This window comes from Mucilaginibacter dorajii (assembly GCF_024808255.1).
Lineage (GTDB): Bacteria > Bacteroidota > Bacteroidia > Sphingobacteriales > Sphingobacteriaceae > Mucilaginibacter > Mucilaginibacter dorajii.
This window is the reverse complement of record NZ_JANTYS010000004.1, coordinates 74,634-100,317: the sequence shown is the minus strand read 5'-3', so window position 1 is coordinate 100,317 and position 25,684 is coordinate 74,634. Positions and strand designations below refer to the sequence as shown.

Sequence of the window (25,684 nt, the reverse complement as noted above, 5' to 3'; positions counted from 1 at the left end):
ATCTTTTATAAGGGGGAGTTAAGCCAGTTTAAAATCCGAAATCGGGTGAATTTTTCAAAAACGGTAATTCAATATCTTTTTCTGATACGATTAACGCCGCCTCGGGCAATCCCCAATCAATATTCAAATCAGGATCTGCATAGTGCAAACCACCTTCAGATGCTTTGTTATAATAATTATCGCATTTATATTGAAAAACTGCTACATCGCTTAACACTATAAAACCATGTGCAAATCCCCTTGGAATAAAAAATTGCTGATGGTTTTCTTCCGAAAGTAACACTGAAAAATATTGACCAAAGGTCGGCGATGCTTTGCGTACGTCAACGGCTACATCTAATACTTCTCCTTTGGTTACGCGTACCAGCTTTGATTGAGCATGGTCACCCTTTTGCAAGTGTAAGCCCCTTAACACTCCTTTTGCAGAATAGGATTGATTATCTTGTACGAAGTTAACTTCATAGCCTACAGCCTCGTTAAATTTTTGGGCATTAAACGACTCAAAAAAATATCCTCTGTCATCATTAAAAATCCGAGGCGTTATTACGATACACCCTTGAAGAGGGGTTGTTGTGATTGTCATATCTTATATAATTGGATTGATAAGGCTTGGGGGTTAACGATTTTCATATTGGTGATCATAATAACTGGCGTACGCACCACTGGTAATATTATTTAACCATACTGTATTTTCCAAAAACCAATCAATGGTTTCTGAAAGCCCCTGCTCAAATGTAACTGATGGCATCCAACCTAATTCCCTGTTAATCTTTCCTGCATCAATAGCGTATCTTCTGTCATGACCAGGGCGATCTTTAACGTAAGTGATTAGTTGTTTACTTGTGCCGGGAGCACGCCCTAACTTCAAGTCCATTTGCTCGCAAAGTAAATAGACTAATTCTATATTCTTCCATTCATTAAAACCACCAATGTTATAAGTATCTCCTATTTTTCCTTCATGAAATATCAGGTCGATAGCTACAGCATGATCTTTTACATACAGCCAATCACGGGTATATTGACCATCGCCATAAACAGGCAGTGGTTTATTATTAATAATGTTATTGATCATTAACGGAATTAACTTCTCAGGAAAATGATAAGGTCCGTAATTGTTTGAACAATTTGAAACCACAACTTTTATACCGTAAGTATCGTGATATGCTCGTACAAAATGATCTGAGGCCGCTTTACTGGCACTATAAGGCGAGTGAGGATCATACCGGGTTTCTTCTGTAAATAAACCTTCAGCACCTAATGCTCCGTAAACCTCGTCTGTTGATACATGATAAAATAAATGGTCGGCATAGTTACCTTTCCACTTTTCTTTTGCTACCTCAAGCAAATTAACTGTGCCTATAACATTTGTATAAACAAAATCAAGCGGACTCAATATCGACCTGTCAACATGCGACTCTGCCGCCAGGTGCACAATATCGGTTACGTCATATTTACTAAAAACGGCATTTAACTGTTCTCTGTTAGTAATATCGGCTTTTTCAAATACATAATTAGGTGCATCTTCTATATCCGTCAGATTTTCAAGATTACCCGCATACGTAAGCGCATCGAGGTTTATGATCAAATAATCGGGGTATTTGTTTACAAAGCGGCGTACTACGTGCGAGCCAATAAATCCGGCCCCGCCGGTAATAATGATTTTTTTCATAGGGGTATATAGACGATATTTATATATTCACAAATAAAAAGTTCTTTTATTGTAAATATCAAAACAAAAATTGATCTTGGGAACAAATATAATAATTAATTGATATTTTTTATATTTATTTGAACTTCAATTTAAAAAAATGGAGGCTCAATATCCACAATATCAAGCCGCTATAGATTATTAATTACCGCTTTTCTGCAAAGCATAGTTTGGCAAAATAGAGTTAAAATAAACGCCAACATCAAAATCCTATTTAATTTAATTAGTAAGCAATTTCAAATTGAGAACATTTTTTTTGCCATTGGTCATATTCTTAAATGAATCATCGTCTGACATCTTTTTCCCGTCAATAAAAATATTTGAAAAATTAAAGTTTGTTATCGGATTATCCTGGTTAAAACCTGCTATCTGAATAAGGTTGCTGTCATTGTTTGAGTTGCTGTGAAAATAAATATTTTTAAAATTGAAGTTTTTATAAATCCATGGCTTATCGGTTGCTGTATAACTATTTTTATCTTGCCTACCCCACTTCCTATCGCCCCTGATATCCAAAAATTTTGTAACAGGCGTATCGAAATATATATTGCTTATAGTAAAATTTTGAATAACAGCACCTTGCTGTTCTTGTCCCTTCAACGCATTCATGGCTGTTATAAATCCAGAGTTTTCCTGCAAGCCGCTTGTCCATTCAGCATGTATAACATCACAGTTAGATACAACATTATTTGCCATTGAATGTGGACGCCAGCCTAATTGAATAATGCTATTATTAAGTTGCCAAAAAATGCAGTTATCAACTTTTAAATTTGATGTGTATAAAACAATGGCATCATCATTATCTCTAAAAAAACAGTTTTTAACGTTAATGTAATTTCCAATGAGCGTTAACGCGTCGTTATTAAATTTAAATCCGTTTACATTAATATTGCTGATGGTTGAATTATTGGCACCGAGATATATGTAAAAAGCAGTGCCATCAATAAGCGTAATACCTTCTATTAAGTGACCGCTGCCGCCGGTTAATTCAATTGCCTTATACCATGCACTTGAATTTGAGTTTGTAGGGTTAGCATCAGGATAATGAAAAGGGAAAGAGTTTTGCGATAATATTCCTCTCCCATTTATAGTTAAAGGCTTTCCATTTTTTCTATCAGCATACAAGTATCCCCTTATAAACGAGCCGCCTGAAATATAAACTTGTGAAATTCGTAATGGTATTTTAAACCTACCAATATTATGCACTCCTGGTGCAAAGTACACCACCGTTTTATCTGTAGGTATATTTTGCAGACTTAATGAATCATCTGCCAGGAAAACGGTACTTGATTGCTTATCAGGAACCATATTCTTATCTTCAACGGAGTCTGCAAAAATCATTAATGGGTTATTGTTGGCATCATCGTCGCTAAACTCTATCGATAGCTTGCAGGGCTTATCAACATTAAAACTTACAACGGCATTACCTGCTCCAGCCTGGCACCGAAGTTTGCCAATACCAACCCGGGCGGGACGTACTGTGGCAAAATCGGCACCCGAGCCTAACTTTGCAACTTTTATATTTACCGGCCCGAAAAAAGAGAATATTGAAAAATTGAATGTTTTGCCCAACTGTGAGTTAAGATATGCCGAAGCAACGTTACCTGCATTATTTGTATATACAAAGCTATTTTTACTAACGCCATTTTGTGTAACAGTTACCTGATACATTCTTGATGCTTTAATATTAGCAGGAGCCGGATATGTTATTAAAGATTGAGCCGTTGCTGTTGTAGTTGCAAAAAAAAGAAATATTGCCAGCGCAGTTAGGATAGTTTTCATATTGATTTGAGGGTGCTTGAACACATTACAAATTACAAGCTTATTTGTTTAATATATCAATACAATTTACGTCTTGTACGTGATAAACGAGCTTGCCTTTTACAAAAACGTTTGTCATAAATTAATATTTCATTAAAACGCCGTTTAACGCAAATAGCTTTGCATAAAACGGCGCTTGTTAAATTTACCGGCAATAATTAACCCCAATAATACGCTATGCCTTCACACCGTCAAATAAATGAATATTATCAACTGTATTTTGAATATTTGCTTTTGAAGATGCTCCAAATAATATTGATTCAATATTAGGTAAGCCGCAAACATATTCAATAGCTTCTTTAGGATGAATTGCGCCACCACCTAGTACCTGCATTGCAATAGCACGCAACTTCCTGGTGCGTAATGTTTCTTCATAAATTTCTATACCACCAGACATTCTGAAACCTACTTTGTTAATAGACGAACATATTATAGGGTTTTCCACACCACCTTTTTCCAAAACATCTAAAAGCTTTGGCATATTCATCGTTATAAAGCCTGCCTCAGCATTATATTTCTTTTTAACATAATCATGAAACCCAATCAAGATATCGTAAGCACGTAAGCCTAAAAATAAATCTGTAATAACGTTTTGCAAAAAAACAACCGGGGTATTAATGCCCTTAAACATTTTCATTTCGGCATCAATCAGCAACTCCATGATAGAAATGAAATCTTTTGACAGATAGGCCATCCCCCCCTTAAACATTGATCCAATGAAATTACCAGGTACATATTGTTTAAGTGTACCGGCTATCCCCAGTTCAGTTACCGCATTTGCGTATTTATGAGCATACGGCATGCAGGGGTAAATTTTAAAGTCCTTATATTTTTGAGGGTCATTACGAATGATGTCGCAAATGTTAGCAATTCTATCATGAGTAGTACACATAAATGTGTTTATACCCAATGAACGTGCTTCATCAAGCGTTTTGATAATAGCGCTATCATCCTTAAACTTTATAGATTGCGCACGCGATTTTTCATCTGATATATGGTTTACAGCAAAAAACTGGTTGTCTCCAAATAAAATTCTTTCCATTGTATGTTATTTAGCGCTTTGTTTAATGAGTTCGATAGCTTTATCTGTGTACCAGGCACTCTGAAAGGTATTTATGGTGTTGGGTACTGTTTTGGCAACTGCTTTAACAAAGTAATCCAGCTGAGCCGAATACTCTTCGCCCCTTAAGTAAAAATCAACCTGATCAGTTAAATCTGTAATATACTTAACATTCCAGCCGGTTGAGTACCCGGTTAGTGAGCCAGTATCTTTTAAAAACACCTTCAGTTCATTGGCATCAGAAACTATTTTTCCTTGTGTACCGATAATGGTTACAGTAGTTGACATTTTACGGTATGTTTCGTCGCTCCAATTAACAGATAAAACGCCTTTTACACCATCAGATAATTTCAGCAGTGAGTAAACAGCGTCTTCAACGTTATTTGAATAAATAGAATCTAAAACGCTTCCTTCAACGCTCGAAACCGGCGAAAGAATATCATTTATAAGATCAATAACATGTGATGCATAATCTAAAAGACAGCCACCTCCTTCCGAAGGATCAGACCTCCAGGTTTCTTGTTTAGCTTTAATTACAACCGGGCCGTATGATTCGCCAACAAAATGGTGAATTTTTCCTAAAACGCCGCTCTTAACTAATTTTTTAACTTCGCTGAAGGTTCCGATGAATTTATTGTGATATCCGATTTGATTTACGACACCTTGCTTTTGTGCAAGCTTAACTAACTCTTCGCCCTGCACCGATGTTAAACAAAATGGCTTTTCGGCAAAAACATGTACATTGCTTTCGAGTAAATCCTTTATAATAGGGTAATGAAATTTTGTGGGCACTGCAACAACTACAGCTTCCGGCTTTGCTTCTCTGATCATTTTCTTGTAATCAGTAAAACAATTAAACCCACCATGCTTTGTTAAAAAATCATTAACCATTTTTGAGGTATCGCAAACGCCAACCACCTCTACATTCGGATGAGCGCCCAATATCGATAAATGAGATAATCCCATTTTACCAGCACCTATTAATGCTACTTTTATCATGATTTGTTATGTGTTCTTTTTTAATAATTGAATGTAGCTTTCTGTTATAACATCCCAGTTAAACCGGTTTTTAACATCTTCCTGACCAGCAAGCGCTTTATCTTTTATATCCTGCGGCTGATTGAGGGCAAACGTCAGCTGTTGCTTCAGTGATTCCCAATCGCCCGATGTAAATGTAGTAGCATTAGTGCCGGTAATGAACGTATTTTCCTTTATATCTGAACATATGAGTGGTGTACCTAATCCCATTACTGTTAATATAACAGGCGATAAACCTTCAATAAGCGAAGGCTGAACGTATGCATAGGCATTTTTCATCAGTATATTAGTTTCATCGCCATAAACATATCCTGGAAAAATTATGCTGTCTGATTTTGAGTTTTTTATCTCAGTTTCATACTGACTTGGATTAGGTGACCCTCCAATAAGCACAAGTTTTTTTGAGGTTTTCAATGCTTGGAAAGCTTTTACCAATAAATGCAACCCTTTATCAGGTATAAAACGACCAACAAAAAGGAAATAGTTTCCAGGATCGATGCCAAAACGTTGAAAAATTTCTGTATTAGGTGGCGGCGGCTTTACCTCTGATCCATAAGGAACAAAATCAAATTTCTTCGAAAATTTCTTTTCAAAATATTCCTTTGTAAAAACGTTATCAAAAACAACCTTGTTAGGCAAATATGCTGTTATATAGTTTGACACCAGATAAAACAATTTCCCATACCAAGGCCATTTATCGCGTTTCCAATCCATTGCAAACTGGCTTACAACAACACGTTTACCAGCCAATCTTAAAAAGATAGCCCAGATACTGTTTGCGCCACTGTGCAAATGAACTACATCGGCTGTGTTATGAAATATAACATCAAAAGTTGATTTTGCGGAGTGTAGCAACGTATCAAAACCAGCCTTATTAACTGTTTTAAAGTATTTAATCTTAACACCTTCGTATTCGGCATGAAGTACATCATTATCATCGGGGTATATTCTACTATATGCAATCAATGAATGCCCCTTTTTAACTATACGCGGGTATAAATCAAAAGCAAACTTATCTGACCCCGCAGCGCCTGCTTTTGGCGGTATAGATCTAAACCCGCCAAAAGCAGCAATTCTTAACTTTTCCATAAACAGTTAAGGCAAATGTTGATATTGCCCACTTTATTAATATAGCAACTTAAATATTAGCAGAAAACTATTGCTTTTGATAGATTGATTAAATCTTATCTTTCAAATAGTCAACAAAATACATATCTATATATTGTTTTAACGCAACTCTCCAGTCTTGCATAACATTAAGGTTTCTTAGCTCCAGCTTTTTGTTAACCAACCTTTCGCAAGGTGGCCTTTGGGCAAAATAAGTATCTTTAAAGTACTCTGAAGTTACATCGTGGAAAGTTACTTCATTTTTTAAACCAATAATTTCTACCAGTTCTTCTGCAACTTCGCGGCGGCTTGTTTGACCTTTACAAACAAGGTTATATAAACCCCAGTATTCTTTTTTAATCAACTCTTTAACATTATTCGCAAAATCAATAGTGAAGGTTGGGGTACCATCTTTATCATTTACAATATAAAGGTCTCTTTTTCCAGATACCAATTGTTTGATAAGTTTATTGATGAATTTTTTGTCTTTTTCCGGACCACCGCCCATCATCCAGCCAGCACGGCAAACAATATATTTATGTGCATGCTCAACTACATACCGCTCGCCCATATATTTTGATCTTGCGTAATGGCCAAGCGGGTTTGGCATATCCCAATCGTCATATAAATCTTTTTTACCATCAAATATACCGGCGGTGCTAATATATAATAAAGGAATTTCAAGCGCATTGGCTATATATACTGCATTTTCAACGGCAAGTGTGTTTGTTGCATAAGTATCATCTACATTTAGCTCACAAAACTCAAGATCAGTATAAGCGCCAAGGTGAAATAAGTAATCAGGCTTGAAACTTTCAACATCTTGTTTGTATTTTTCAAGATCGCGAAAGTCAAGAAAACTTAACCAATCGGTATTAACATCTTTGTCTGTACATTTGATTTCATAATCATCTTTAAACACTCTGTAAAAAGCTTCACCAAGCATTCCGCCTGAACCGGCGATGTAGATTTTTTTCATATTGTAATTTTATTGAGTTTTTTAATTGTTATAAAGATATTCCTTGTGTTGGTTATACCAATCAACAAACAGTTGAATACCTTCCTGAAAATTGTAAGTAGGATTATACCCTATTTCAGTTTTAGCTTTTGTAATGTTTGCATAGGTTTTTTCCACATCTCCGGGCTGAAATGGCTTTCTATCTATAACTGCTTTTTTGCCTAAAGCCTTTTCAATAGCAAGCACAAGTTCGTTAAGTTTAATTACACGTGATTCTCCGAGATTATAAATCCTGTAACCATCAAGATTATTTAACGCACACATAATTCCATCAACAATATCAGCCACATATGTATAATCTCTTGAGGTTGAGCCATCCCCATAAAAAGGAATAGGTTTACCCTGATCAATAAATCTTGTAAATTTATGAATTGCAAGATCCGGTCGTTGGCGTGGTCCAAATACTGTAAAAAAACGCAGGCATGTAATATCAAAGTCATAAAGATGACTATAAACATGACTTAGCAATTCACAACTTTTTTTTGTGGCAGCGTAAGGAGATATGGGATTATCAACCACATCACTTTCTGAAAAGGGCACCTTTTCATTATTTCCGTAAACCGACGATGAAGATGCAAACGCGATTTTTTTAACATTTGACGCCCGCATAGCCTCGAGCAATGCAATACTCCCGTTTATATTTACATCATAATAATCTTCAATATTTTCAATTGATGGCCTAACACCAGCCTTCGCAGCTAAATGAACAACTGCATCGATATTATGTTCACTAAAAATATTTTTTAATGATTGTTTGTCGCGAATATCTGTTTCGTAAAACGAAAAGCTTGATGAAGCTTTTAAACCTTCAATATTAAACTCTTTAAAAGTCTTTGAATAAAAAGGATCAAAGTTATCAATACCAACAACATGGTGCCCTTCTTTTATTAAGCGCTCGCCTGTATGCGAGCCAATAAAGCCCGCAATTCCTGTTACAAGTATTTTCACGATGTATAATTTATATGTTTAAAATTAGCAAAATTTTAATAAAATAACAAAAAAAATAAAAATTTAATAAGATGCGACGGTTTTCTCAAATAATTCCATAAGTTTAGCAAAATGCAAGCCTGCAGAAAACTCGGTCACTAACTTGTTGTAAGCGTTATCGCCTAAAGCAATACTTAGTGCTTGATTGTTAAACAAAATTTCAATTTTTCTTTTCAGATCATCTACACTCTTTAATTCAAAAAGGATTCCCGTTTCGTTATTTACAACAATTTCTTTTAAGCTTCCTGTGTTTGTCGCAACCACACATTTTTTGAAAGCAAAACTTTCCAAAATAGTATTTGGGAAATTATCATACCACTCAGATGGAACTATCGTAAATAAACATTGCGATAAATAAGTTTGAATTTCACCAAAATCCATTTTACCTAAAAACTCAATATTGTGTTTTTTATCTTTTAGATATTCTTTAAGTTCGGCTTCGTAGCCGGTTGCCGAGAAGCCAATAATTTTCAGATTAAAGTTTGTATTTTCAAATGCCTTAACCAGGGTTAACAATCCTTTTTCTGACTCGATACGCCCTATATAAACCGCAAATGGCAAATATTCAACCGGTGAGCCATTTGTTATGGATTGAAAATTAAAATAGGTAGGTATATGTACAAGCTTACTGTTAGGAAAACCCGATTCCTTCAATTTAGATAAGGTAAATTTTGACGGTACCACAAAGGCATTTACCTTTTTAGTAATGTTTAAGAATCGCTGTAGTTCAATTGATGATGCTTTTAAAGCCGAATATATATATGAATCATAAACGCATTTATTGACAACCGCATTTATTTTGCTTCCTTGTAAACAACGTTCGCAAATATCTTTTTGACGTGGACGAAAAAAAAGTGCGTTTGCACATATCTGCCCAAAATCTGAAATTCGATGAATAACCGGAACTTTATGTTTTACGGCCGCATCAAATATACTGGCTGATATTTTATTCTGATAATGCAGCACGTAGATAAGATCGGGTTTGGTATCTTCAATTAGCTTACCTAACTTCTTTTTTGCTTCCAGAGAGTAAAACATTCTTGAAAAAGACTTTACTACAGTTTTCGCATCATTTTTAATTTGTCCGAAATATACTTCGTCGCCCGCTCCTACAGGATCTAAAAAATATTCTTCATAATCAGATGGTTTATTAAGGCTGCTTTTTATACTGAAAGGTATTACCGTGTGGCCATTTTCTTCTAATAACCCCTTAATATTGAATAGATATCTTTCGGGTCCCCCAGAAATAAAATACCGATAGTTTACTAATATAATTTTCATTTTTATCTACGTTATGACCTCAACCAAAGCACATCAAGGTCACGCAATAATTCGGTTTAGGTAAATTAATAAGGAAAAAACTTGCGGTATATCTTTCCAAATGGTTTTTTTAAAATTGCCTTAGGCAATTGATTAATCAAATCTTTTGCCTTGGGTGTCAATATTTTATGATAATGAGCATAATAGAATTCCTCATTAAAATAAATGGAGCTCCTATAAACCGCCCACCATATATCATGCCGCGGGCAAAGGCCTTGCCATGGGTTTACACCATTATAATGTATTACGTATGGATCAATCCCTTCCTCTATTTCCTTTTGGGTAAACAGCTTGAAAAATGCGGTATCCCGAGTGTGCGCTTTATTAAAAAATGTCTGTGTAGAGTTGTATCGTGGCGAAAGGAACTTAACTCGGCCTTTGTATATTATGTTTGTGATATCCTGATCCAAATAGAAAAACTTTTTGCCACAAAGCTCCTTTAGCTTAGGTGTCATTTTATCCTTTCTAATCTGCTTTAGGTTATATAACTGAAACCCACCATTGGTATAATCATCCGGATTACAGCCTAACGATTCCACATACTTTCTTTTAACAAGCGCCGATCTTACTGCTCCCAGGTAATTATTATCATTAAAAGTATCATACACTTCAAACAAATCGTTTGTAAATATGATATCCACATCAGAGAAAATTACCTTATCATAATTTTCAATTAATTCAGGAATAAGTATTCTATAATATGTTAACTTGGGAACGCCTCGCGCAATGTATACATCATTAAATGCATCACCTATATCCAGAAATGTAAAATTACAGTTCGGATAAGTTTCCTTTAAAACGGTTAACTGTCTTTGATACTCTTCATTTAATTCGCCTGGGCCATGTATTATAAACATATCATAAAAAGTATCTGGTTTTGCCGATCTTAATAATGATGTAAAACAAACACCAGCTGGCATGGCCACCTTGTAGTTAAAAGCAAATACTATTGGTACTATATTCATAATTAATAACTATTATAAATTAAATTAAAAGCAGTTTCGCCACACACTGTATAATCGAAATTATTTTTCCCGGTTTCAAAACTCCGTGAAGCTATCATCTCCGTTACGTTTTTATCTTTTAAAACATTTTGTAAAGCATTTGCATATGACTGCGGCTCATACTCCCCACTTACAAAGGCGTTAACACCATCCTTAAAATAGTACATGATCTCGCCGAAATTTGTTGTAACAATAGGGCGTTTTGATGCACAGTATTCACCAATTTTATGGGGGAACCTTGCCGCATCCTCATTAGTGGGCCTTAACGGTATAAGCAGAGCCAAGCTACCCTTATACCATCCTACCAGTTCTGAATATGCTAAATTTGACTTAAAATGGATCAAATCCTTTTTGTTACTTGCTGCTATCTTTTGATCTATTTTATCATAATCGCCTTTCCCGCCGTTTCCGCAAATCAAAACCAAACTAATTTTGCGATCCTGTATTAAATTAAACGCGTTTATAATAAATTCAATCACCGGGTAGTAAACCGCAGACCCACAAAACAGAAAATATTCAAAACCTGGCTTACTAATAAAGTCAAACGACTCAAATTTTGAAAAATCAACGATACTTGGAATTTTAACCAAAGCCGCCGGCTTTTTACTTGCAGATTTCTCAAGTAAAAAATCGCTGATACAAATAACTTTATCAATTATTTTATAGCTGTATTTATCGTACAGTTTATCGCCCAATGCAAATTTGTGTCTTTTAACTGCTGTCCAGTATTCGGTATTATCAATCACCGTTTGGACATTCAATAACTTACCCAAAATAGAATAGAGCAATATATTGTCGAAGCTATTAGTAGTTATCAGGATAGCTTTGAGATCCCCGCTCATTTTTCCTTTTATAATGGTTCCAATCTCGTTTAGAAAACCTTTTAACTTTTTTAAATTTCTTTTAAAGAAACTTTGCCCACGATAGGCGCTGCCACTACAATATTTATATTCTACGCCATCAAAAGTTCCTTCGGCCAAAATGTTAGCTATTTTTCCTGGGGCATATGTGCCATACCTGCAAAGTATCACAACTCTACATCCTTTTTCTGTTAATCCTTTTGAAATTAAAAGCTCGCGCTGGGTTTGCCCGAAGCCCACCGGGAAAACGTTATATCCAACATAAAAAATAGTTTTCTTCATCAAAATATACTTTTGGGCATTAGCCGTTTTTAATACTTTTTATTACAACACAAGGATTACCTGCTGCTATAACATTGGCGGGCATACTTTTAGTGACAATGCTATTAGCCCCTATCACCGTATTTACGCCAATAGTTACACCCTTTAATACAACTACGTTGGCCCCCAACCAAACATTATCTTCTATAAAAATCGGTTTAGGAATTCCGCTCCTGCTATCCTCTGGGTGCCAATCAGAATCAATAATTGTAGTGTTGGCTCCGCACTTAACATCTTTGCCAATAACGATTTTTACGGTGGCACCAAGAACAGTACCCGAAAAGCCAGAATTATCACCAATAGTAATTATAGCGCCGGGCTTTTGTGTATTAATAATGCAGGGCCTGTTAATTCCTATTAAATTTTTTGAGTTGGCATCAGAAACAAATATGCAGTTATTGCCAATACTAATCTGGCTGTTTTCGGCTTTAAAGAAGATAGCTTTACCGCAAAATACTGAATTTTCACCTAAGGCTATTCCCCACATATACATGGCATTAAAACGGTTAAAGCAAGTCCACAACCATGTTAAAAACATTATTCTTAAATAATTGAACTTTCTTACTCCTACCATCTATAATGATATATTTATAACAAATAATAAAAAAAATTGCAGTTGTATCATTAAGACCATACTATTGATCTCTGTTTAGTCGTCGCTTTAACATCAAGCTCCGGTGTTTCAACCTCATCCACTTTGCTGGCCAACTTACTTTGAGAAATAAGAATAAAATAAGTTACGATAAATCCAAAGTCGAACAATCTGAACCAAACAAACGTTGTGTTAGCTACAAGGTAAGCTACTATACCCACTAAAACGGAATAGTTGCCAGTAGCCTTACTTAACATTCTGAGTCGTTTAATCAGTTGATAATAGGCTCGCACAAATAAAGACATACCGAAAATTCCAAAAGCATATAAATACTGCAAATACCCAATATGTATAACCGGGATATCGCCGAGATAAATTTTCAACGATCTTGTAAGGGCCTCGCCTTGCCCCCAGATAGGACTATCAGGAAAAGCCTGCAAAAATGCATAATATGATAAAATCCTTCCGTAGGACGAAGCGCTCTCTGCGCTTCTCGCATCATTTTCAAATATCCTGTTTGAAATAAATGCATCGAAATCGAAAAAGCTATTTCCAAAATTCACCAATATGAAATACGCTACTAAAGCAAAGAAAATGAACCTTACCGTATTTTTCTTATTTTGAAAAACTGAATAAAGCGTTATGATAAGCACTGATAAAATTACGTAACGTGTTTGAGTTAAAAGAGCGTAAACAAGGCCTAACAGAATGTATATTACAAAGGTTTTCTTACTTGCATTTTTGTACAACAGATAAGCGTAAATGAAAGGCAATGAAACTCCGTAAGTATTTGATCCAATCCAGGAAAAAATAGAAGTAAGCCTTGTACTAGAGTCCAAAAAAGTAATTTTTGCAAGCAAATCTTTACGCGCAAAAAAGTAAGGATCTACAAGATACTGAACAACTATGACTGCTAAAGCAACACCAAAAATAAAATTCAATAACTTGTATAGCAGTGGTTCTATAGAAAATCTTATGTTAACGTTTTCTATAATCAGTAAAATGTAAACTAATGATATATTATAATTAATGAAACAATACCGCACTGCAGACTCTTCATATAATTGATATGCTCCAGTATAGACATTTACTATAATGGCATAAATAGCGAACAACAAAAACGACATAGCATATTTAGGCACGTAAATAAAACCATCGCGCTTAAATTTTCTGTAAAGTGTAGTAATACAAAAAAACAAAGACAACGCGCCGAAAACACGGTCAATCTCTATGTTCCCTACATTTATCAGAAAGTATGCGATGAAGGGATAGAAACAGAATCCAACCAGTAGATATTTTATATTTGATGGCAAAGTGTCAAAATTAAATTAGAGGTTACTTACTAAACTTTCGAAAAACATTCTTCATTTTTGTAGTTAAATATTGTCCCCAAAAAGAAAACAAACTGATTGGATGAGTAATAACAAACTTCAAATATCTACTTTTTGATATTTTATCCTTGTATTTGCTTTCACTACTTTTAAGGTATTTGATAAAGTAGGGAGAACTTATTTCGATATATTTGGTATTACATTTTCTTAAATCACTTCCGGAAAGACCATTTTTTTTATACAAATCCAATAAACTGCGTATGTGCACTATAATAACGTAGCCTACCCTATCCCACCATTCCCTTGCTCCATCCAACACCAATATTAATGGTGTATCTATATAAATCGCCTTTTGGCCAAACAAGGTATTTGCAAATACAACAGAGTGAGGATATGTGGTTTCTAATGTATCTAAAAAATCCCCTTCAAAATTCCCCTTGTATTGCATCCACACATCGCGTTTAAAAATAGATGCCATAATCTCTCCTAAGAATATTAGAGAATATTCTGGGGTAATTAGCTTTTCAAATTTATCTATCTCTCTGAATTTTAACTCTCCAACAGGTTTATTATCCTGGTACATGGAGGTATCAAAAGGATATGCATATTTTTCAAACTCATCAACGTGCAACTTAGTTACTTTGGCATAAAAGTAGTTGATATCACTTTTGTTTGATAGCAATTCAAGCACAGATGCAACTGCGCCAGGCAGTAAAAAATCGTCATCTCCTATAATCCAGCAATATTGACCGCTTGCGTATTCAACAACCTTTAATACATTACCGGCCAGCCCAACGTTTACTGGTTGCTCAAAGTATTTAAAATTGGGCCTGGTTGTAAATTCCGCAACAATTTGACTGGTTAAATCTGTTGAGCAATTATTTGAAACCACTATTTCTACATTTGAAGCAGAGATCTCTTGGAGCTGTTTATAAATAGACAAAATACATGAATATAACAATTTATCCCTATTGTAGGTTGGAATACAAATGGATAACAGAATATCAGTTGAACTATTTAGACCAAATTCCATATAAATTCTTGTTGTTAAGTATTTTACTTGTTTGAATGGGTAAAAGTATACCCGATACAATCAAACATAAATTAGTTGCCAATACTATGCCCATCAATCCCATATTCATGTACTTAGCCAGCAAAATAGCCAAAGGAATATTTATCACGCATTGAAAAAGCCCCACATACAATTGAAACTTTATTTTTCCAATCCCATTCAAATACTGTGAAAATATACCGTTCCAACTTAAAAGAATAGCTAATATGGCGAACTGGGCTGACAATGCCATCGTTATCATCACTTTATTGCCCACCCATATATTGTAAATAAAGGGCGAAAAATATAACAATACTAAAACCATACACGAAAATGCTACCCACAAATACACTAATTTTTTGAGGGAATTATTAATCCAGGCTTTGTCGTCTTTAGTATTCGCTTCGGTAAAAGCCGTCCAAAAAGGAGTCATGATGATGGTAAATCCAGTTAAGGTTGCCGCAAATAGCCTATATGCAATATTATAAGGTGTAACGTATTTAGGCCCAAAAAGCTGAGTTATTATCAAACTGTCGCTCGAAAACATTACAACGGTTGTAATTTGAATCAGAAAAAATTTTATTCCCAGATTTAACAAATTAGATAGATGTACTTTCTTTATATAAACACCGGCAGGTAAAAGATGCCCCAAATAAATTTTAAAATAATAAACTGTACTTATTAAAAAAACAATGATTGGCGATAACATGAAAATAACCGAAATAGACATAAGCGAGCTATGGCAGAAGCGTCCATAAACGTATATTCCTATCAAAGCCAGAACGTTCCCCAGGAAAATAATAAAGTTACTTTCAGATGTTCTTTGCAGCGCCAATAGTACTGTAGTAATATTTTTAAGAAAAAGCTGCAAGCAAAACAAGCCCATTACAACTAATACTATCAGGTTTAAATTATCATTAAAGCTTTTGGATACATTTAAAATATGGCCCCAATTTAAAAACGGATTGATGCAAAGGAAAATAAGAAATATAGACGCAGCAATCAGAAACATCGATGAATAGAACGTTTGCATGTACTCTCTGGCTAAAGAAATATCTTTCTTAGCTATGGCCTCTGCAAACTTGTTTCTGAACCCGTTGCCCAATCCTATATCCATCATGTTAAACCAACTCACTATCGAGTATAAGGTAAGCCACACACCATATCTTTCAGTATCTAACAGCTTAATAGTAAAGGGTACCAAAAATAAAGAGACTACTATGCTGGTACCCTTTATGATAAAGGACCAAAGTATGTTTTTCTTTATTGTTAAACTCCTGGAAGATCCGGACTTAAATAAACTACTTACTATTTTCACACGTGTTTTATAAAATATAAAAAATGATATGGACTAATAGCAACATATTATTATCGCTAGGTACACCACTATCTAATTTTCAGTTTTTACCTGAAAAAATTATGCTAAATATTTAGCAATCACATCAGCCACATAGTCATAATGTTCTTCATCCAACCCGGGCCATACACCTAACCAAAACGAGCGGTTCATGATAATATCGGTATTAGTTAAATCACCTACCACTCTATGTGCTACGCCATCATAGGCCGGCTGGCGAAGCAGATTACCTGCAAATAATAAGCGCGTACCAATTTTATTTTCTTCGAGATGCTGAACAAGCATATGCCTATCTGATGCATCACCGTCCCTTAACGTCATCAAAAATCCAAACCATGACGGATCACTGTTTGGAGTTGGTTCAGGCAAAATAAAAACATCTTCAAACCTCTTCATCCGTTGATACAAAGCCTTGTAGTTTTGTCTCCTTTTTTCAACAAACCTATCCACTTTACGTAACTGAGATAAGCCTATTGCAGCCTGCATATCAGTAACTTTTAAGTTAAAACCAACATGCGAATAAGTATATTTATGATCATAACCATATGGTAACGAACCCAGTTGCTGCGAAAAACGGCAACCACAGGTGTTATCTTTACCTGGTTCACAGTAACAATCTCTTCCCCAATCTCTAAAGCTTTCGGCTAATTTGCTTAACACCGGATTATTGATCAAAACTGCCCCACCTTCGCCCATGGTTATGTGGTGCGCAGGGTAAAAAGAAAAAGTAGATATATCGCCAAAAGTGCCCGTTTTTTTACCTCTATAAGTAGCACCTAACGAATCGCAATCATCTTCTACCACCCATAAGTTATATTTTTTTGCTACACGCATAACCTCGTCCAAATCAAAAGGATTTCCTAAAGAGTGGGCTATCATGATCGCTTTAGTTTTTGGTGATACAGCCGCTTCTATCAAATCCGCCTTAACATTGTGGGTTGCAATATCCACATCAATAAAAACAGGTATAGCCCCGAATTGAACAATTGGGTTTACAGTAGTTGGAAAACCGGCAGCTACAGTAATAACTTCATCTCCTGGTTTAATGGCCCTGTCACCCAATTTTGGCGATGTTAATGCATAAAATGCAACCAAGTTAGCCGATGAACCAGAATTTACAAGTAACGCTTTAGGTGCACCAAAATAATCAGCAAACTCATTTTCAAAAGCATTTGAAAATCTACCTGCGGTTAACCAGCCATCTGCTACGGCTTCCATGCCAAGCATCAAATCGTCCTCTTCAATTATTTTACCAGTAACTGGGATATAATTAACTCCGGGAATGCTTCTTTTAAATGTTTTTAAGTCAAATTCCATTTTCATATGCAAATCTTTTTTTCTCTGCTGTAATTATTTTTTTCAATGCTTTATTCATATCATACTCAGGAGCCCATCCCAATTGCGTTAGTGCAGTTATATTGGCTGATGAATCTTCTATCTCGCCCGCACGTACCGCAATTGCTCCAAAATTTAAATTTGATTTTGAGTTGGCCGTATTAGCAATCCCGGTTACAAAATCTTTAACCCTTATTGAGATACCTGTACCTACCTCGTATTCATTGTAACCATGGGTAAGGTTACCGTATTTTAATACGCTGATATAGGCATTTGCCACATCATCAACATATATAAAATCACGTTTTTGCAATCCCTCTGTAAGCAATATCTCATCGTTATTCAAGATAGCCTGTTTAATAACGCTGGTAACAAACTTACTTTCGGAATCGTTTTCGCCATATACGTGTTCTATTCGTAAATTAGCTATAGTTAGCTTTGATGCCAGGCCGTTTAAAAGTCCTTCAAGTACTCTTTTAGATGTGGTATAGTCACTAAGATATTGCAAATCGAATTGCTTCTTTCCAAAAAAAGTATCTGTATTTATAAAAAGCTTTAAACCTCGCTTCAATCCGGCTTCAATAAGCCTTAACGGAAAAAGAACATTAGTTTCGATTATTGACGATAATGACTTTTGCCTGCCATATTCAGTTGCTATGTGAAGTATACCCTCTATCTCATGTTCGTCAAACAACTTTTGTATACTTGACTCACTATTATCAGCGGCTATAAAAATTTCATAATCACCTTGCAGATTTTTGATACGCCATGTATCAGAGCTTTGCCTTAAATACACAACCGGGCTGTAACTCTCTTTCAAAAGCATTTCTAAAAGACGGCTACCCAAAAAACCACTTGCTCCCGTTATTAAAAGCTTTTTTATATCGCCCATTCAATTTTCTTTTGGACAGCCTTACTTGTATACAAGTTAATCTGTTCTATTCTCTTATTTAAAATACCTTCTTCTGAAATATCATCTTTATAACCATTCACGGTAAACTCGGCAGTTTCATCAAAGGATAGTACCGGCCTCCAATTTAAATAGTTAACCGCTTTTGATATATCAAGTTTAAGCAATGTAGCTTCATGGGGCTTTACAGTATTTTCCGGAATCTCATATCCTCCGGTATTATCAATCAACAACATTCTGTCAACAAGGTCTTTTACGGAATAGTTTGATGTATCTTCAGGGCCAAAATTCCACCCGCCGCAATACTCTTTACCTTTTTCATAAAGGGTTGCAGCAAGATTCAGGTACCCACTTAAAGGCTCCAATACATGCTGCCAAGGTCGGGTGGCATACGGATTTCTTATAGTGAGTTTTAAATTTGCTTTGAATGCTCTAAAATAATCAGGTACTATCCGGTCCTTTGCCCAATCACCTCCGCCAATGACGTTACCGGCTCTAGCCGACGCTACAAGGCAGCTTGAATTATTAAAGAACGAATGAACATATGAACTTGTAATAAGTTCTGCGCAGCCTTTCGATGCACTATAAGGATCTTTGCCCCCCATTGGATCATTTTCCCTGTATCCCCAAACCCATTCTTTGTTATCGTAGCATTTATCGCTGGTTACGTTAATTGCTACCTTTACAGATTTGGTTTTTCTTACAGCTTCGAAAAAGTTAACTACTCCCATCAAATTGGTTTCAAATGTACCAACCGGATCTTCATACGAAAGCAACACAAGAGGCTGAGCAGCCAGGTGAAAAACTATCTCGGGCTGTACTTTAGCAAATACATCATTTAATTTGGCTGCATCTCTAACATCGCCTTCAAAATGAGTAATCTGGCTCTCAAGGTTTGTGGTAACAAAATTATCGAGTTCAGAATATGGGGGTAAGGCATAACCATAAACATCCGCTCCCAATTGTTTTAACCAAATGGAAAGCCATGAGCCTTTAAAGCCGGTATGACCTGTAACCAGTACTTTTTTTCCGTGATATATATTGTTAAAGCTCATATTACCAGGTTTTCCATTTAGCGCTGTTATTTGCCCAATCACCCTCCAACTCCTGCTTGTCTCTCAAAGTATCCATTGGCTTCCAAAAGCCATTATGCTCAAAAGCAACCATCTGCCCATCTAAGGCGATTTTCTCCATAGGCTCTCTTTCCCATATGGTACTATCGCCGTCTATATAATCAAAAACCGCGGGTTCACAAACAAAAAAGCCTCCATTGATCCACGCGCCGTCTCCTTTGGGTTTCTCCATAAATGAATGCACGCTTTTATCGTCGTTAATATTGATAGCACCAAAGCGCCCGGATGGCTGCACCGATGTAACTGTGCAATGTTTACCTTTTTCTTTATGATATTTTGCTAACTCGGCGATATTTACATCGCTAACGCCATCACCATAGGTAAGCATAAATGTTTCATTACCTACATGAGGCTGTATACGTTTTATACGCCCCCCAGTCATTGATTCGTTACCGGTATCAACCAAGGTTATCGTCCAGGGTTCTGCCTGGCTATCGTGTACTTTAATAGAATTGTCTTTCAGATCTATTGTAACATCAGATTTATGCAAAAAATAGTTTGCAAAATATTCCTTAATCACATAACCCTTGTATCCTAAACAAATAACAAAATCATTAAATCCATGCGATGAGTAGATTTTCATGATATGCCACAAGATAGGCATACCACCAATTTCAACCATGGGCTTTGGCCTTAAGACTGTTTCTTCTGACAATCGGGTTCCTAATCCCCCGGCTAACAATACTACTTTCATATATTTTATTGAATTATAAAACGCTTACTTTAATATCATCTGATAAAGGATAACCGCAACATAGTAAACACTCATCATCCTTTAAAGAACTCGGCATGTGTTGTATACCTATAGTTTTTATACTACCGGCTAAAATTTTAGCTTTGCACAGTGTACAACTTCCTGTTTGGCAAGAGTAATCCAAGTCTAAATTAAAATCCAACCCCGCTTCCAATAAACTTTTGCCTTTTGTAACCTCCACCTTGCTTCCAACGCCGTTCTTAACAAATTCAACTAAGCGGGTGGTTATATCTTTAAAATCTTCAGGATTCTTTATAGTTTCAAATTCTTCTGTAAAAATGGCATCATCGTCAACGGAAAGCTCTTTTAATGTTTCTTTTACCGATTGTTTTAAACCAGTTGGGCCACAAATAAAATGGACAGTATTTTGAATATCTACCTGCTGCTTTAAAATAGCAAGAATCCGTTCAGGACTTATTCTACCTTCAATAATTTCAGAGTTATTTTCGGCTATTTTTAACTGGGTGTAAAAATGCCATGTGTCAAGTGTTTCCGGATACTGATTTTCAAGTTCAGTTATTTTGTTTTTGAAGATAACCGATTCGGAGTTTTTATTCCCATATACCAGGGTAACTCTATTGCCGGTATTTGTATTCAACACATATTTAGCAATAGAAATTAATGGTGTTATTCCGCTCCCGGCTCCCCACAGTACAATATGGAGGTTGTTTTCCAGCATTTCGTTGTTTAAAACAAAATCGCCCATTGGCTGAATAACCTCAACAAGCTCATCAACCTTTAAAAAATCGTTAACGTGATTAGATACCACACCTCCAGGCACTCTTTTAATAGTAACCTCAAGATAAGGATCAACACCCGGAGCCGAGGAAAAAGAATACGGGCGTATATATTTTCGACCATTGATACGAAAAATCAATGTTAAATATTGGCCTGGTAGATATTTTATTTTTTTTAATCCAGGCTGTTTAAAACAAACGGTAACAGTATCAGAAGTTTCCGAACGTATTTCAACAACTTTTAAGGTAAATGACAACATTTTTTATTTGTTAATATAGGGGGTACTTACAGAATAAATGTTTTTACTGTTATCAAACAATGTTAATATTCAGATTAGCGGTATCATTGTACAATTACTTTTTAAATAACTTAGTAATCCAACCTTCTTTTTTCTTCGCCTCCTCAACGTTTCCGTAGCCATAACCGTAGCCATAACCGTAGCCATAACCATAGCCGCCATAATAGCCCCCTGTTTTAGTTTCGATATCATTGGTTACCAGGTATGCCTTTCTTAACTTATTACTATCAACCAAATCATTTACAATGCCCAATTGAGCTTTGAAAGTATATTTCTGACGAACAATATAAAGTGTAATGTCAACAAACTTTTCTATGATTAACGCATCCGAAACCAATCCGACAGGAGCACTATCTATTATAATAAAATCAAATCTCTTTTTTAACTCACTAATAAGCAAACCCAATCTATCGTTTAACATTAACTCAGACGGGTTTGGCGGAATAGGACCCGAACTAATTAAAAAGCAATTCTCGCTAAACCATAATGGCTTCAGAATAGAATCGACAGACATACTGCTCGATACCACGAAATTAGTAAAACCGTTACTGTTATCGAGACCGATATTTTGAGAAAGCTTTGGTTTACGTAAATCCAACTCAATAAATACCACCTTCTTATCACCCAACGACAACACGCTTCCAATATTTAGCGAGATGAATGATTTTCCCTCGCCGCTCATACTTGACGATACCATGATCACTTGTGGCTGTTCTACGTTTAGTAAATATTGCAAATTTGTTCTCAGCGCCCTGAATTGCTCCGATATTATAGATCTGGACTGGTTATTTACTACTAAACTATTTTCGGAATCGTTGTGGCTAATTTCACCAACCACAGGAATATTAGTTGCCTCCTCTATATCAGACTTATAGTTGATTTTAACATTGAACAATTCTTTGATATATATAAATGCTAAAGGAAATATAATGCCCAGCCCGAATATGACAATCGTTGTTAACAATGATTTTGAATAATTAGGTTCATAATCACTTTTTGCAGAGTCAATAATTTTTGCGGTAGATATAGTAGAGGTTCTGGAAATTGCTGTTTCTTCTCTTTTCTGTAAAAGGAATATATATAAATCCTGCTTTACCGTCTGCTGTCTAGTATAATCTAAAAACTTCCTTGATATAGCAGGGACGCTTTCAATCTGGCCATTAAATTTTTGGTTCTGAGCTTGAAGGTTGGCTTTACTAACCTCTAAACCTTTCAGATATACGTTTAGATTTTTAACTATTACAGTTCTAAAATTATCAATCTGAGAATCCAAATTCTGGATATAAGGGTTATTATCCGTACTAACAAGACTCTGCCTGTCTCTATCAACCAACAGTTCATTATATTTCTGAATCGTTTCAGAAAATCCATCGCCTGCAACTGCAAGTGTAGCTGGTATAATTTTTTTATTACTTGGATTATTTAAGAATTTTTGCAAATCCTTGATAACCGATATTTGAACGTCTAATGTGCTAAGTTGCTTCATAAAATCACTTGAAGCACCAATCAAAGCTTTCGATTGCTCGTCAACGTCGGCTATTTTATTTTCTTTTCTGAAACCTTCAAACTCGCTTTCTACATCTGTCAACTCCCTGCCAACCAGCTTCAATCTATTGTTAATAAATGACAATGTGCTATCTGCAATTTGAAGCTTACTATCCCGGTTTGCCCTCAGGTAAATATCCATTACCGTATTCAAAATAGCCTCGCCTTTTTTTGAATTGGGATAATCGAGCGCCAGCGTTATGGTAGTGGTTGTTTTGCTTGATAAGCCTATATCCAACAATTTTGATAGCCTTTCAACAGCCGCTTCCCTGGAAACTAACACTACCGTATAAGCTCCCGTTTCAAGAACGTTCGGCTTTTTTACAAAAACAATATCATATTGAGGAAGGCTTATTTTTTTCCCGTACTCAGCCTTTATATTAACATCGTCCTTATCGTCTTTGAAACTAATCTTATCGTTGTTAACATTTATTTCAAATTGTCTGGCTTCAATCGAATCAGTTTTGTAAGTAACATTAATTTCAAAGGGTGCTTCGTCAAAAATCTCGGTTTTTTTAATCCGGCCATTTCTAAAAGTTATAACATTTAGTTTTAAATCTTTAACTACATCATCAACTATACTTCTTGATTTCAGGATATTAACCTCATTCTCGGCATTGCTGGTAACTCCCAGTAATGATGATATATCTGTTAATGATGCAAGCCCACCTAACGCTCCGCTACCAGATCCACCAGACTTATCATCCTGAATAAGCATCAATGCATTAATCTTATAATTTGATATAGCATACTTTTTGTAAAAAATACCTATACAACCAAATACAATTATACCGATAACAAAATATTGCCAATTTGTAATAACCTTAGATACAAACTTCTTAAAATCAAACTCTTCGTCCTGTTTCTTTTTAGATGAATGAGACGGGGATATTGGGTTGCGAGACGCCATTCTTTATTACTATTTTCTTGTTAAAAATACTATTATGACTGATAAAACTGTTCCCACTAATGTATAGTAGCGAGCTTGAGAAGCATCGGTAGCTGCAGACTTACCTGGACCAGGTTCAACATAAATAATGTCATTTTGACGTAGATAATAATATGGAGAAGACATCATATCACTTTTCTTCAAATTAATCCTGTAAGGTGTTTTGCTACCATCGGGGTTTTCTCTTATTAAAAGAACATTATCTCTTTTACCGAATATGGTTAAATCGCCGGCCAAGGCTATAGCATCAAGAATATTGATCTTTTCATTAGGTATTACATAAATACCCGGTCTTAAAACTTCTCCGGTGATGCTAACCTTAAAATTTGAAAATCTTACGGTAACTGTAGGTACCTTAAAATAGTTGAGCGCAATTTTATTAATAGCATCAGCAGCATCTGAAGTTGACAACCCTTCGACCTTAATTTTCCCAAGGATCGGCAACGTTATATTTCCATCTTTATCTACCAAGTAACCGGATGAAACCTGTTGACTTGCCGTTGATATTGCGGATGGATTAAGAGATACGCCTGTACTTGCAATAGGGATATTGCCCATATTGATAATTGCGGTACTTGCACTTAACGGATCAATAGTTTGTATTATTACTGTTAAGATATCATCAACCTTAATAACCGGGGGCACATATTCAGCTTTAACTATTGTCTTTAATTGCCCCGAATCTGGTATATCCTGAAAGTATTTAACCTTTTTCGTCGAAGTGCAAGAAAACAACCCTACTGAAAAGAACAAAATAAACGATATCAAATATAAATTTAAGAAGTAGATCTTTCTCATTGGATTAAGCTCTCATATTTTTATAGGTGTAAGTTTTAAAACATTGCAATATATAGACTTTTTTTAAATCATCCATATATAATTATAATTTTTTTTAAAAAACCGGCATTAACGTAACTTTTTTTTAATCAAATGTGCATTTTAATATAATATTGAAAATTATGCCTGTCCCATGGTTCCTCCAAAATTCATCGGAAAGCCCGATGGATCTTGTTGAATCTTAATCCGACCATTTAGAGTTTCAAACTTTTCAATGTTATCTTCCAATGCCGTTAGCAGTCGCTTGGCATGCTCCGGGGTTAAAATTATCCTTGATTTTACCTTGGCCTTGGGTACACCCGGCATAACGCGGATAAAGTCGAGCACAAACTCCGAACTGGAGTGGGTAATAATTGCCAGGTTAGAATAAATTCCTTCGGCAATCTCTTCAGAAAGCTCAATGTTGAGCTGGTTTTCGTTTTGTTCTTCCATTCTACTAAAATAACAAAAAGACGCTTTTTGTATAAAGTCTTTTTGGGGGTACTTATTTTAACCTCTTATCTTTTATGTAATCTGGTAAACTGCCCAATCACGTCTATGATATTAAGTCAAGCTACAACAACAGTAATCGACTATTGTTTTGAATACTTTTAAATTTATTCAAATATTTAAA

General features: G+C 35.5%; 25 protein-coding genes. 2 read left to right on the top strand and 23 right to left on the bottom strand.

From position 1 onward, the window contains the following. Positions 1-28 precede the first annotated feature (28 nt). From rfbC to FHS10_RS06610, 3 genes are all read right to left on the bottom strand, one after another. Entirely contained in the window at positions 29-583 is a 555-nt protein-coding gene (gene rfbC, locus FHS10_RS06620) for a dTDP-4-dehydrorhamnose 3,5-epimerase (protein ID WP_259088761.1), read from the bottom strand. Positions 584-616: 33 nt separating this feature from the next. After that, positions 617-1,669 (bottom strand): dTDP-glucose 4,6-dehydratase, encoded by a 1,053-nt coding sequence (gene rfbB, locus FHS10_RS06615; protein WP_259088755.1) that lies wholly within the window; start codon positions 1,667-1,669, stop codon positions 617-619. 258 nt (positions 1,670-1,927) lie between these two features. Continuing rightward, positions 1,928-3,046 (bottom strand): glycoside hydrolase family protein, encoded by a 1,119-nt coding sequence (locus FHS10_RS06610; protein ID WP_259088746.1) that lies wholly within the window; start codon positions 3,044-3,046, stop codon positions 1,928-1,930. Between the two features lie 13 nt (positions 3,047-3,059). On the opposite strand from FHS10_RS06610, the gene FHS10_RS06605 reads away from it, so the two are divergent. Continuing rightward, the gene (locus tag FHS10_RS06605; RefSeq protein WP_259088745.1) at positions 3,060-3,371 is read left to right on the top strand and encodes a hypothetical protein; all 312 of its coding nucleotides are present in this window, start codon (positions 3,060-3,062) and stop codon (positions 3,369-3,371) included. Between the two features lie 330 nt (positions 3,372-3,701). Here FHS10_RS06605 and FHS10_RS06600 read toward each other — a convergent pair whose 3' ends face one another. The 12 genes from FHS10_RS06600 to FHS10_RS06545 all read right to left on the bottom strand — a co-directional run bounded on the left by FHS10_RS06600 (position 3,702) and on the right by FHS10_RS06545 (position 16,335). Beyond that, positions 3,702-4,568 (bottom strand): aldo-keto reductase family protein, encoded by an 867-nt coding sequence (locus FHS10_RS06600; RefSeq protein WP_259088743.1) that lies wholly within the window; start codon positions 4,566-4,568, stop codon positions 3,702-3,704. 6 nt (positions 4,569-4,574) lie between these two features. Then, complete coding sequence (locus tag FHS10_RS06595) at positions 4,575-5,585, bottom strand: Gfo/Idh/MocA family protein (protein ID WP_259088742.1); 1,011 nt, start codon at positions 5,583-5,585, stop codon at positions 4,575-4,577. Between the two features lie 6 nt (positions 5,586-5,591). Then, complete coding sequence (locus FHS10_RS06590) at positions 5,592-6,713, bottom strand: glycosyltransferase family 4 protein (RefSeq protein WP_259088740.1); 1,122 nt, start codon at positions 6,711-6,713, stop codon at positions 5,592-5,594. Between the two features lie 88 nt (positions 6,714-6,801). Further along, a complete protein-coding gene (locus FHS10_RS06585; RefSeq protein WP_259088738.1) occupies positions 6,802-7,710 on the bottom strand; it encodes an SDR family oxidoreductase in 909 nt (302 codons plus the stop codon). 21 nt (positions 7,711-7,731) lie between these two features. Next, positions 7,732-8,697 (bottom strand): SDR family NAD(P)-dependent oxidoreductase, encoded by a 966-nt coding sequence (locus FHS10_RS06580; RefSeq protein ID WP_259088736.1) that lies wholly within the window; start codon positions 8,695-8,697, stop codon positions 7,732-7,734. A 63-nt stretch (positions 8,698-8,760) separates the two neighbouring features. Further along, on the bottom strand, positions 8,761-10,017 hold the full coding sequence (locus tag FHS10_RS06575) for a glycosyltransferase family 4 protein (protein ID WP_259088733.1): 1,257 nt from the start codon (positions 10,015-10,017) through the stop codon (positions 8,761-8,763). Positions 10,018-10,082: 65 nt separating this feature from the next. Continuing rightward, positions 10,083-11,021: a glycosyltransferase family 8 protein gene (locus FHS10_RS06570; protein WP_259088722.1), complete on the bottom strand. Its 939-nt coding sequence runs from the start codon at positions 11,019-11,021 to the stop codon at positions 10,083-10,085. Between the two features lie 2 nt (positions 11,022-11,023). Further along, positions 11,024-12,202, bottom strand: coding sequence for a glycosyltransferase (locus FHS10_RS06565; protein ID WP_259088720.1), 1,179 nt, complete (start codon positions 12,200-12,202; stop codon positions 11,024-11,026). 19 nt (positions 12,203-12,221) lie between these two features. Beyond that, a complete protein-coding gene (locus tag FHS10_RS06560; RefSeq protein ID WP_259088719.1) occupies positions 12,222-12,779 on the bottom strand; it encodes a DapH/DapD/GlmU-related protein in 558 nt (185 codons plus the stop codon). An 86-nt stretch (positions 12,780-12,865) separates the two neighbouring features. After that, a complete protein-coding gene (locus FHS10_RS06555) occupies positions 12,866-13,774 on the bottom strand; it encodes an O-antigen ligase family protein (RefSeq protein ID WP_259088717.1) in 909 nt (302 codons plus the stop codon). 394 nt (positions 13,775-14,168) lie between these two features. Continuing rightward, positions 14,169-15,197: a glycosyltransferase family 2 protein gene (locus FHS10_RS06550; protein WP_259088715.1), complete on the bottom strand. Its 1,029-nt coding sequence runs from the start codon at positions 15,195-15,197 to the stop codon at positions 14,169-14,171. After that, positions 15,178-16,335 (bottom strand): MATE family efflux transporter, encoded by a 1,158-nt coding sequence (locus FHS10_RS06545; protein WP_259088714.1) that lies wholly within the window; start codon positions 16,333-16,335, stop codon positions 15,178-15,180. The genes FHS10_RS06550 and FHS10_RS06545 overlap by 20 nt, the downstream gene beginning before the upstream one ends. On the opposite strand from FHS10_RS06545, the gene FHS10_RS06540 reads away from it, so the two are divergent. After that, a complete protein-coding gene (locus FHS10_RS06540) occupies positions 16,334-16,546 on the top strand; it encodes a hypothetical protein (protein WP_259088712.1) in 213 nt (70 codons plus the stop codon). The two genes, FHS10_RS06545 and FHS10_RS06540, sit on opposite strands and share 2 nt — an antisense overlap. A gap of 86 nt (positions 16,547-16,632) precedes the next feature. Here the strand turns inward: FHS10_RS06540 and rfbH are convergent, their stop codons facing one another. From rfbH to FHS10_RS06500, 8 genes are all read right to left on the bottom strand, one after another. After that, entirely contained in the window at positions 16,633-17,895 is a 1,263-nt protein-coding gene (rfbH, locus tag FHS10_RS06535) for a lipopolysaccharide biosynthesis protein RfbH (protein ID WP_259088710.1), read from the bottom strand. Then, on the bottom strand, positions 17,879-18,799 hold the full coding sequence (locus FHS10_RS06530; RefSeq protein ID WP_259088709.1) for an NAD-dependent epimerase/dehydratase family protein: 921 nt from the start codon (positions 18,797-18,799) through the stop codon (positions 17,879-17,881). Before FHS10_RS06530 ends, rfbH begins: the two co-directional genes overlap by 17 nt. Further along, on the bottom strand, positions 18,787-19,872 hold the full coding sequence (gene rfbG, locus FHS10_RS06525; RefSeq protein ID WP_259088706.1) for a CDP-glucose 4,6-dehydratase: 1,086 nt from the start codon (positions 19,870-19,872) through the stop codon (positions 18,787-18,789). Before rfbG ends, FHS10_RS06530 begins: the two co-directional genes overlap by 13 nt. A 1-nt stretch (position 19,873) precedes the next feature. Then, positions 19,874-20,644 (bottom strand): glucose-1-phosphate cytidylyltransferase, encoded by a 771-nt coding sequence (gene rfbF / locus FHS10_RS06520; protein ID WP_259088700.1) that lies wholly within the window; start codon positions 20,642-20,644, stop codon positions 19,874-19,876. A 13-nt stretch (positions 20,645-20,657) separates the two neighbouring features. After that, complete coding sequence (locus FHS10_RS06515; protein WP_259088694.1) at positions 20,658-21,701, bottom strand: ferredoxin--NADP reductase; 1,044 nt, start codon at positions 21,699-21,701, stop codon at positions 20,658-20,660. 94 nt (positions 21,702-21,795) lie between these two features. After that, positions 21,796-24,195, bottom strand: coding sequence for a GumC family protein (locus FHS10_RS06510; protein WP_259088692.1), 2,400 nt, complete (start codon positions 24,193-24,195; stop codon positions 21,796-21,798). 9 nt (positions 24,196-24,204) lie between these two features. Continuing rightward, positions 24,205-25,032 (bottom strand): polysaccharide biosynthesis/export family protein, encoded by an 828-nt coding sequence (locus FHS10_RS06505; RefSeq protein WP_259088686.1) that lies wholly within the window; start codon positions 25,030-25,032, stop codon positions 24,205-24,207. 159 nt (positions 25,033-25,191) lie between these two features. Further along, positions 25,192-25,503, bottom strand: coding sequence for a DUF3467 domain-containing protein (locus FHS10_RS06500; RefSeq protein ID WP_147056355.1), 312 nt, complete (start codon positions 25,501-25,503; stop codon positions 25,192-25,194). Between the last annotated feature and the right edge of the window lie 181 nt (positions 25,504-25,684).

What these genes read in the sequence shown, in the direction of transcription:
- FHS10_RS06545 (WP_259088714.1), bottom strand. Translation starts at nt 16,335, where the DNA reads ATGATGGATATAGGATTGGGCAACGGGTTCAGAAACAAGTTTGCAGAG.
- FHS10_RS06540 (WP_259088712.1), top strand. Translation starts at nt 16,334, where the DNA reads ATGTTAAACCAACTCACTATCGAGTATAAGGTAAGCCACACACCATAT.
- rfbC (WP_259088761.1), bottom strand. Translation starts at nt 583, where the DNA reads ATGACAATCACAACAACCCCTCTTCAAGGGTGTATCGTAATAACGCCT.
- FHS10_RS06500 (WP_147056355.1), bottom strand. Translation starts at nt 25,503, where the DNA reads ATGGAAGAACAAAACGAAAACCAGCTCAACATTGAGCTTTCTGAAGAG.
- FHS10_RS06590 (WP_259088740.1), bottom strand. Translation starts at nt 6,713, where the DNA reads ATGGAAAAGTTAAGAATTGCTGCTTTTGGCGGGTTTAGATCTATACCG.
- FHS10_RS06550 (WP_259088715.1), bottom strand. Translation starts at nt 15,197, where the DNA reads ATGGAATTTGGTCTAAATAGTTCAACTGATATTCTGTTATCCATTTGT.
- FHS10_RS06575 (WP_259088733.1), bottom strand. Translation starts at nt 10,017, where the DNA reads ATGAAAATTATATTAGTAAACTATCGGTATTTTATTTCTGGGGGACCC.
- FHS10_RS06560 (WP_259088719.1), bottom strand. Translation starts at nt 12,779, where the DNA reads ATGTTTTTAACATGGTTGTGGACTTGCTTTAACCGTTTTAATGCCATG.
- rfbB (WP_259088755.1), bottom strand. Translation starts at nt 1,669, where the DNA reads ATGAAAAAAATCATTATTACCGGCGGGGCCGGATTTATTGGCTCGCAC.
- rfbH (WP_259088710.1), bottom strand. Translation starts at nt 17,895, where the DNA reads ATGAAAATGGAATTTGACTTAAAAACATTTAAAAGAAGCATTCCCGGA.
- FHS10_RS06515 (WP_259088694.1), bottom strand. Translation starts at nt 21,701, where the DNA reads ATGTTGTCATTTACCTTAAAAGTTGTTGAAATACGTTCGGAAACTTCT.
- FHS10_RS06565 (WP_259088720.1), bottom strand. Translation starts at nt 12,202, where the DNA reads ATGAAGAAAACTATTTTTTATGTTGGATATAACGTTTTCCCGGTGGGC.
- FHS10_RS06585 (WP_259088738.1), bottom strand. Translation starts at nt 7,710, where the DNA reads ATGAAAAAAATCTACATCGCCGGTTCAGGCGGAATGCTTGGTGAAGCT.
- rfbG (WP_259088706.1), bottom strand. Translation starts at nt 19,872, where the DNA reads ATGAGCTTTAACAATATATATCACGGAAAAAAAGTACTGGTTACAGGT.
- rfbF (WP_259088700.1), bottom strand. Translation starts at nt 20,644, where the DNA reads ATGAAAGTAGTATTGTTAGCCGGGGGATTAGGAACCCGATTGTCAGAA.
- FHS10_RS06600 (WP_259088743.1), bottom strand. Translation starts at nt 4,568, where the DNA reads ATGGAAAGAATTTTATTTGGAGACAACCAGTTTTTTGCTGTAAACCAT.
- FHS10_RS06570 (WP_259088722.1), bottom strand. Translation starts at nt 11,021, where the DNA reads ATGAATATAGTACCAATAGTATTTGCTTTTAACTACAAGGTGGCCATG.
- FHS10_RS06595 (WP_259088742.1), bottom strand. Translation starts at nt 5,585, where the DNA reads ATGATAAAAGTAGCATTAATAGGTGCTGGTAAAATGGGATTATCTCAT.
- FHS10_RS06505 (WP_259088686.1), bottom strand. Translation starts at nt 25,032, where the DNA reads ATGAGAAAGATCTACTTCTTAAATTTATATTTGATATCGTTTATTTTG.
- FHS10_RS06530 (WP_259088709.1), bottom strand. Translation starts at nt 18,799, where the DNA reads ATGGGCGATATAAAAAAGCTTTTAATAACGGGAGCAAGTGGTTTTTTG.
- FHS10_RS06510 (WP_259088692.1), bottom strand. Translation starts at nt 24,195, where the DNA reads ATGGCGTCTCGCAACCCAATATCCCCGTCTCATTCATCTAAAAAGAAA.
- FHS10_RS06610 (WP_259088746.1), bottom strand. Translation starts at nt 3,046, where the DNA reads ATGATTTTTGCAGACTCCGTTGAAGATAAGAATATGGTTCCTGATAAG.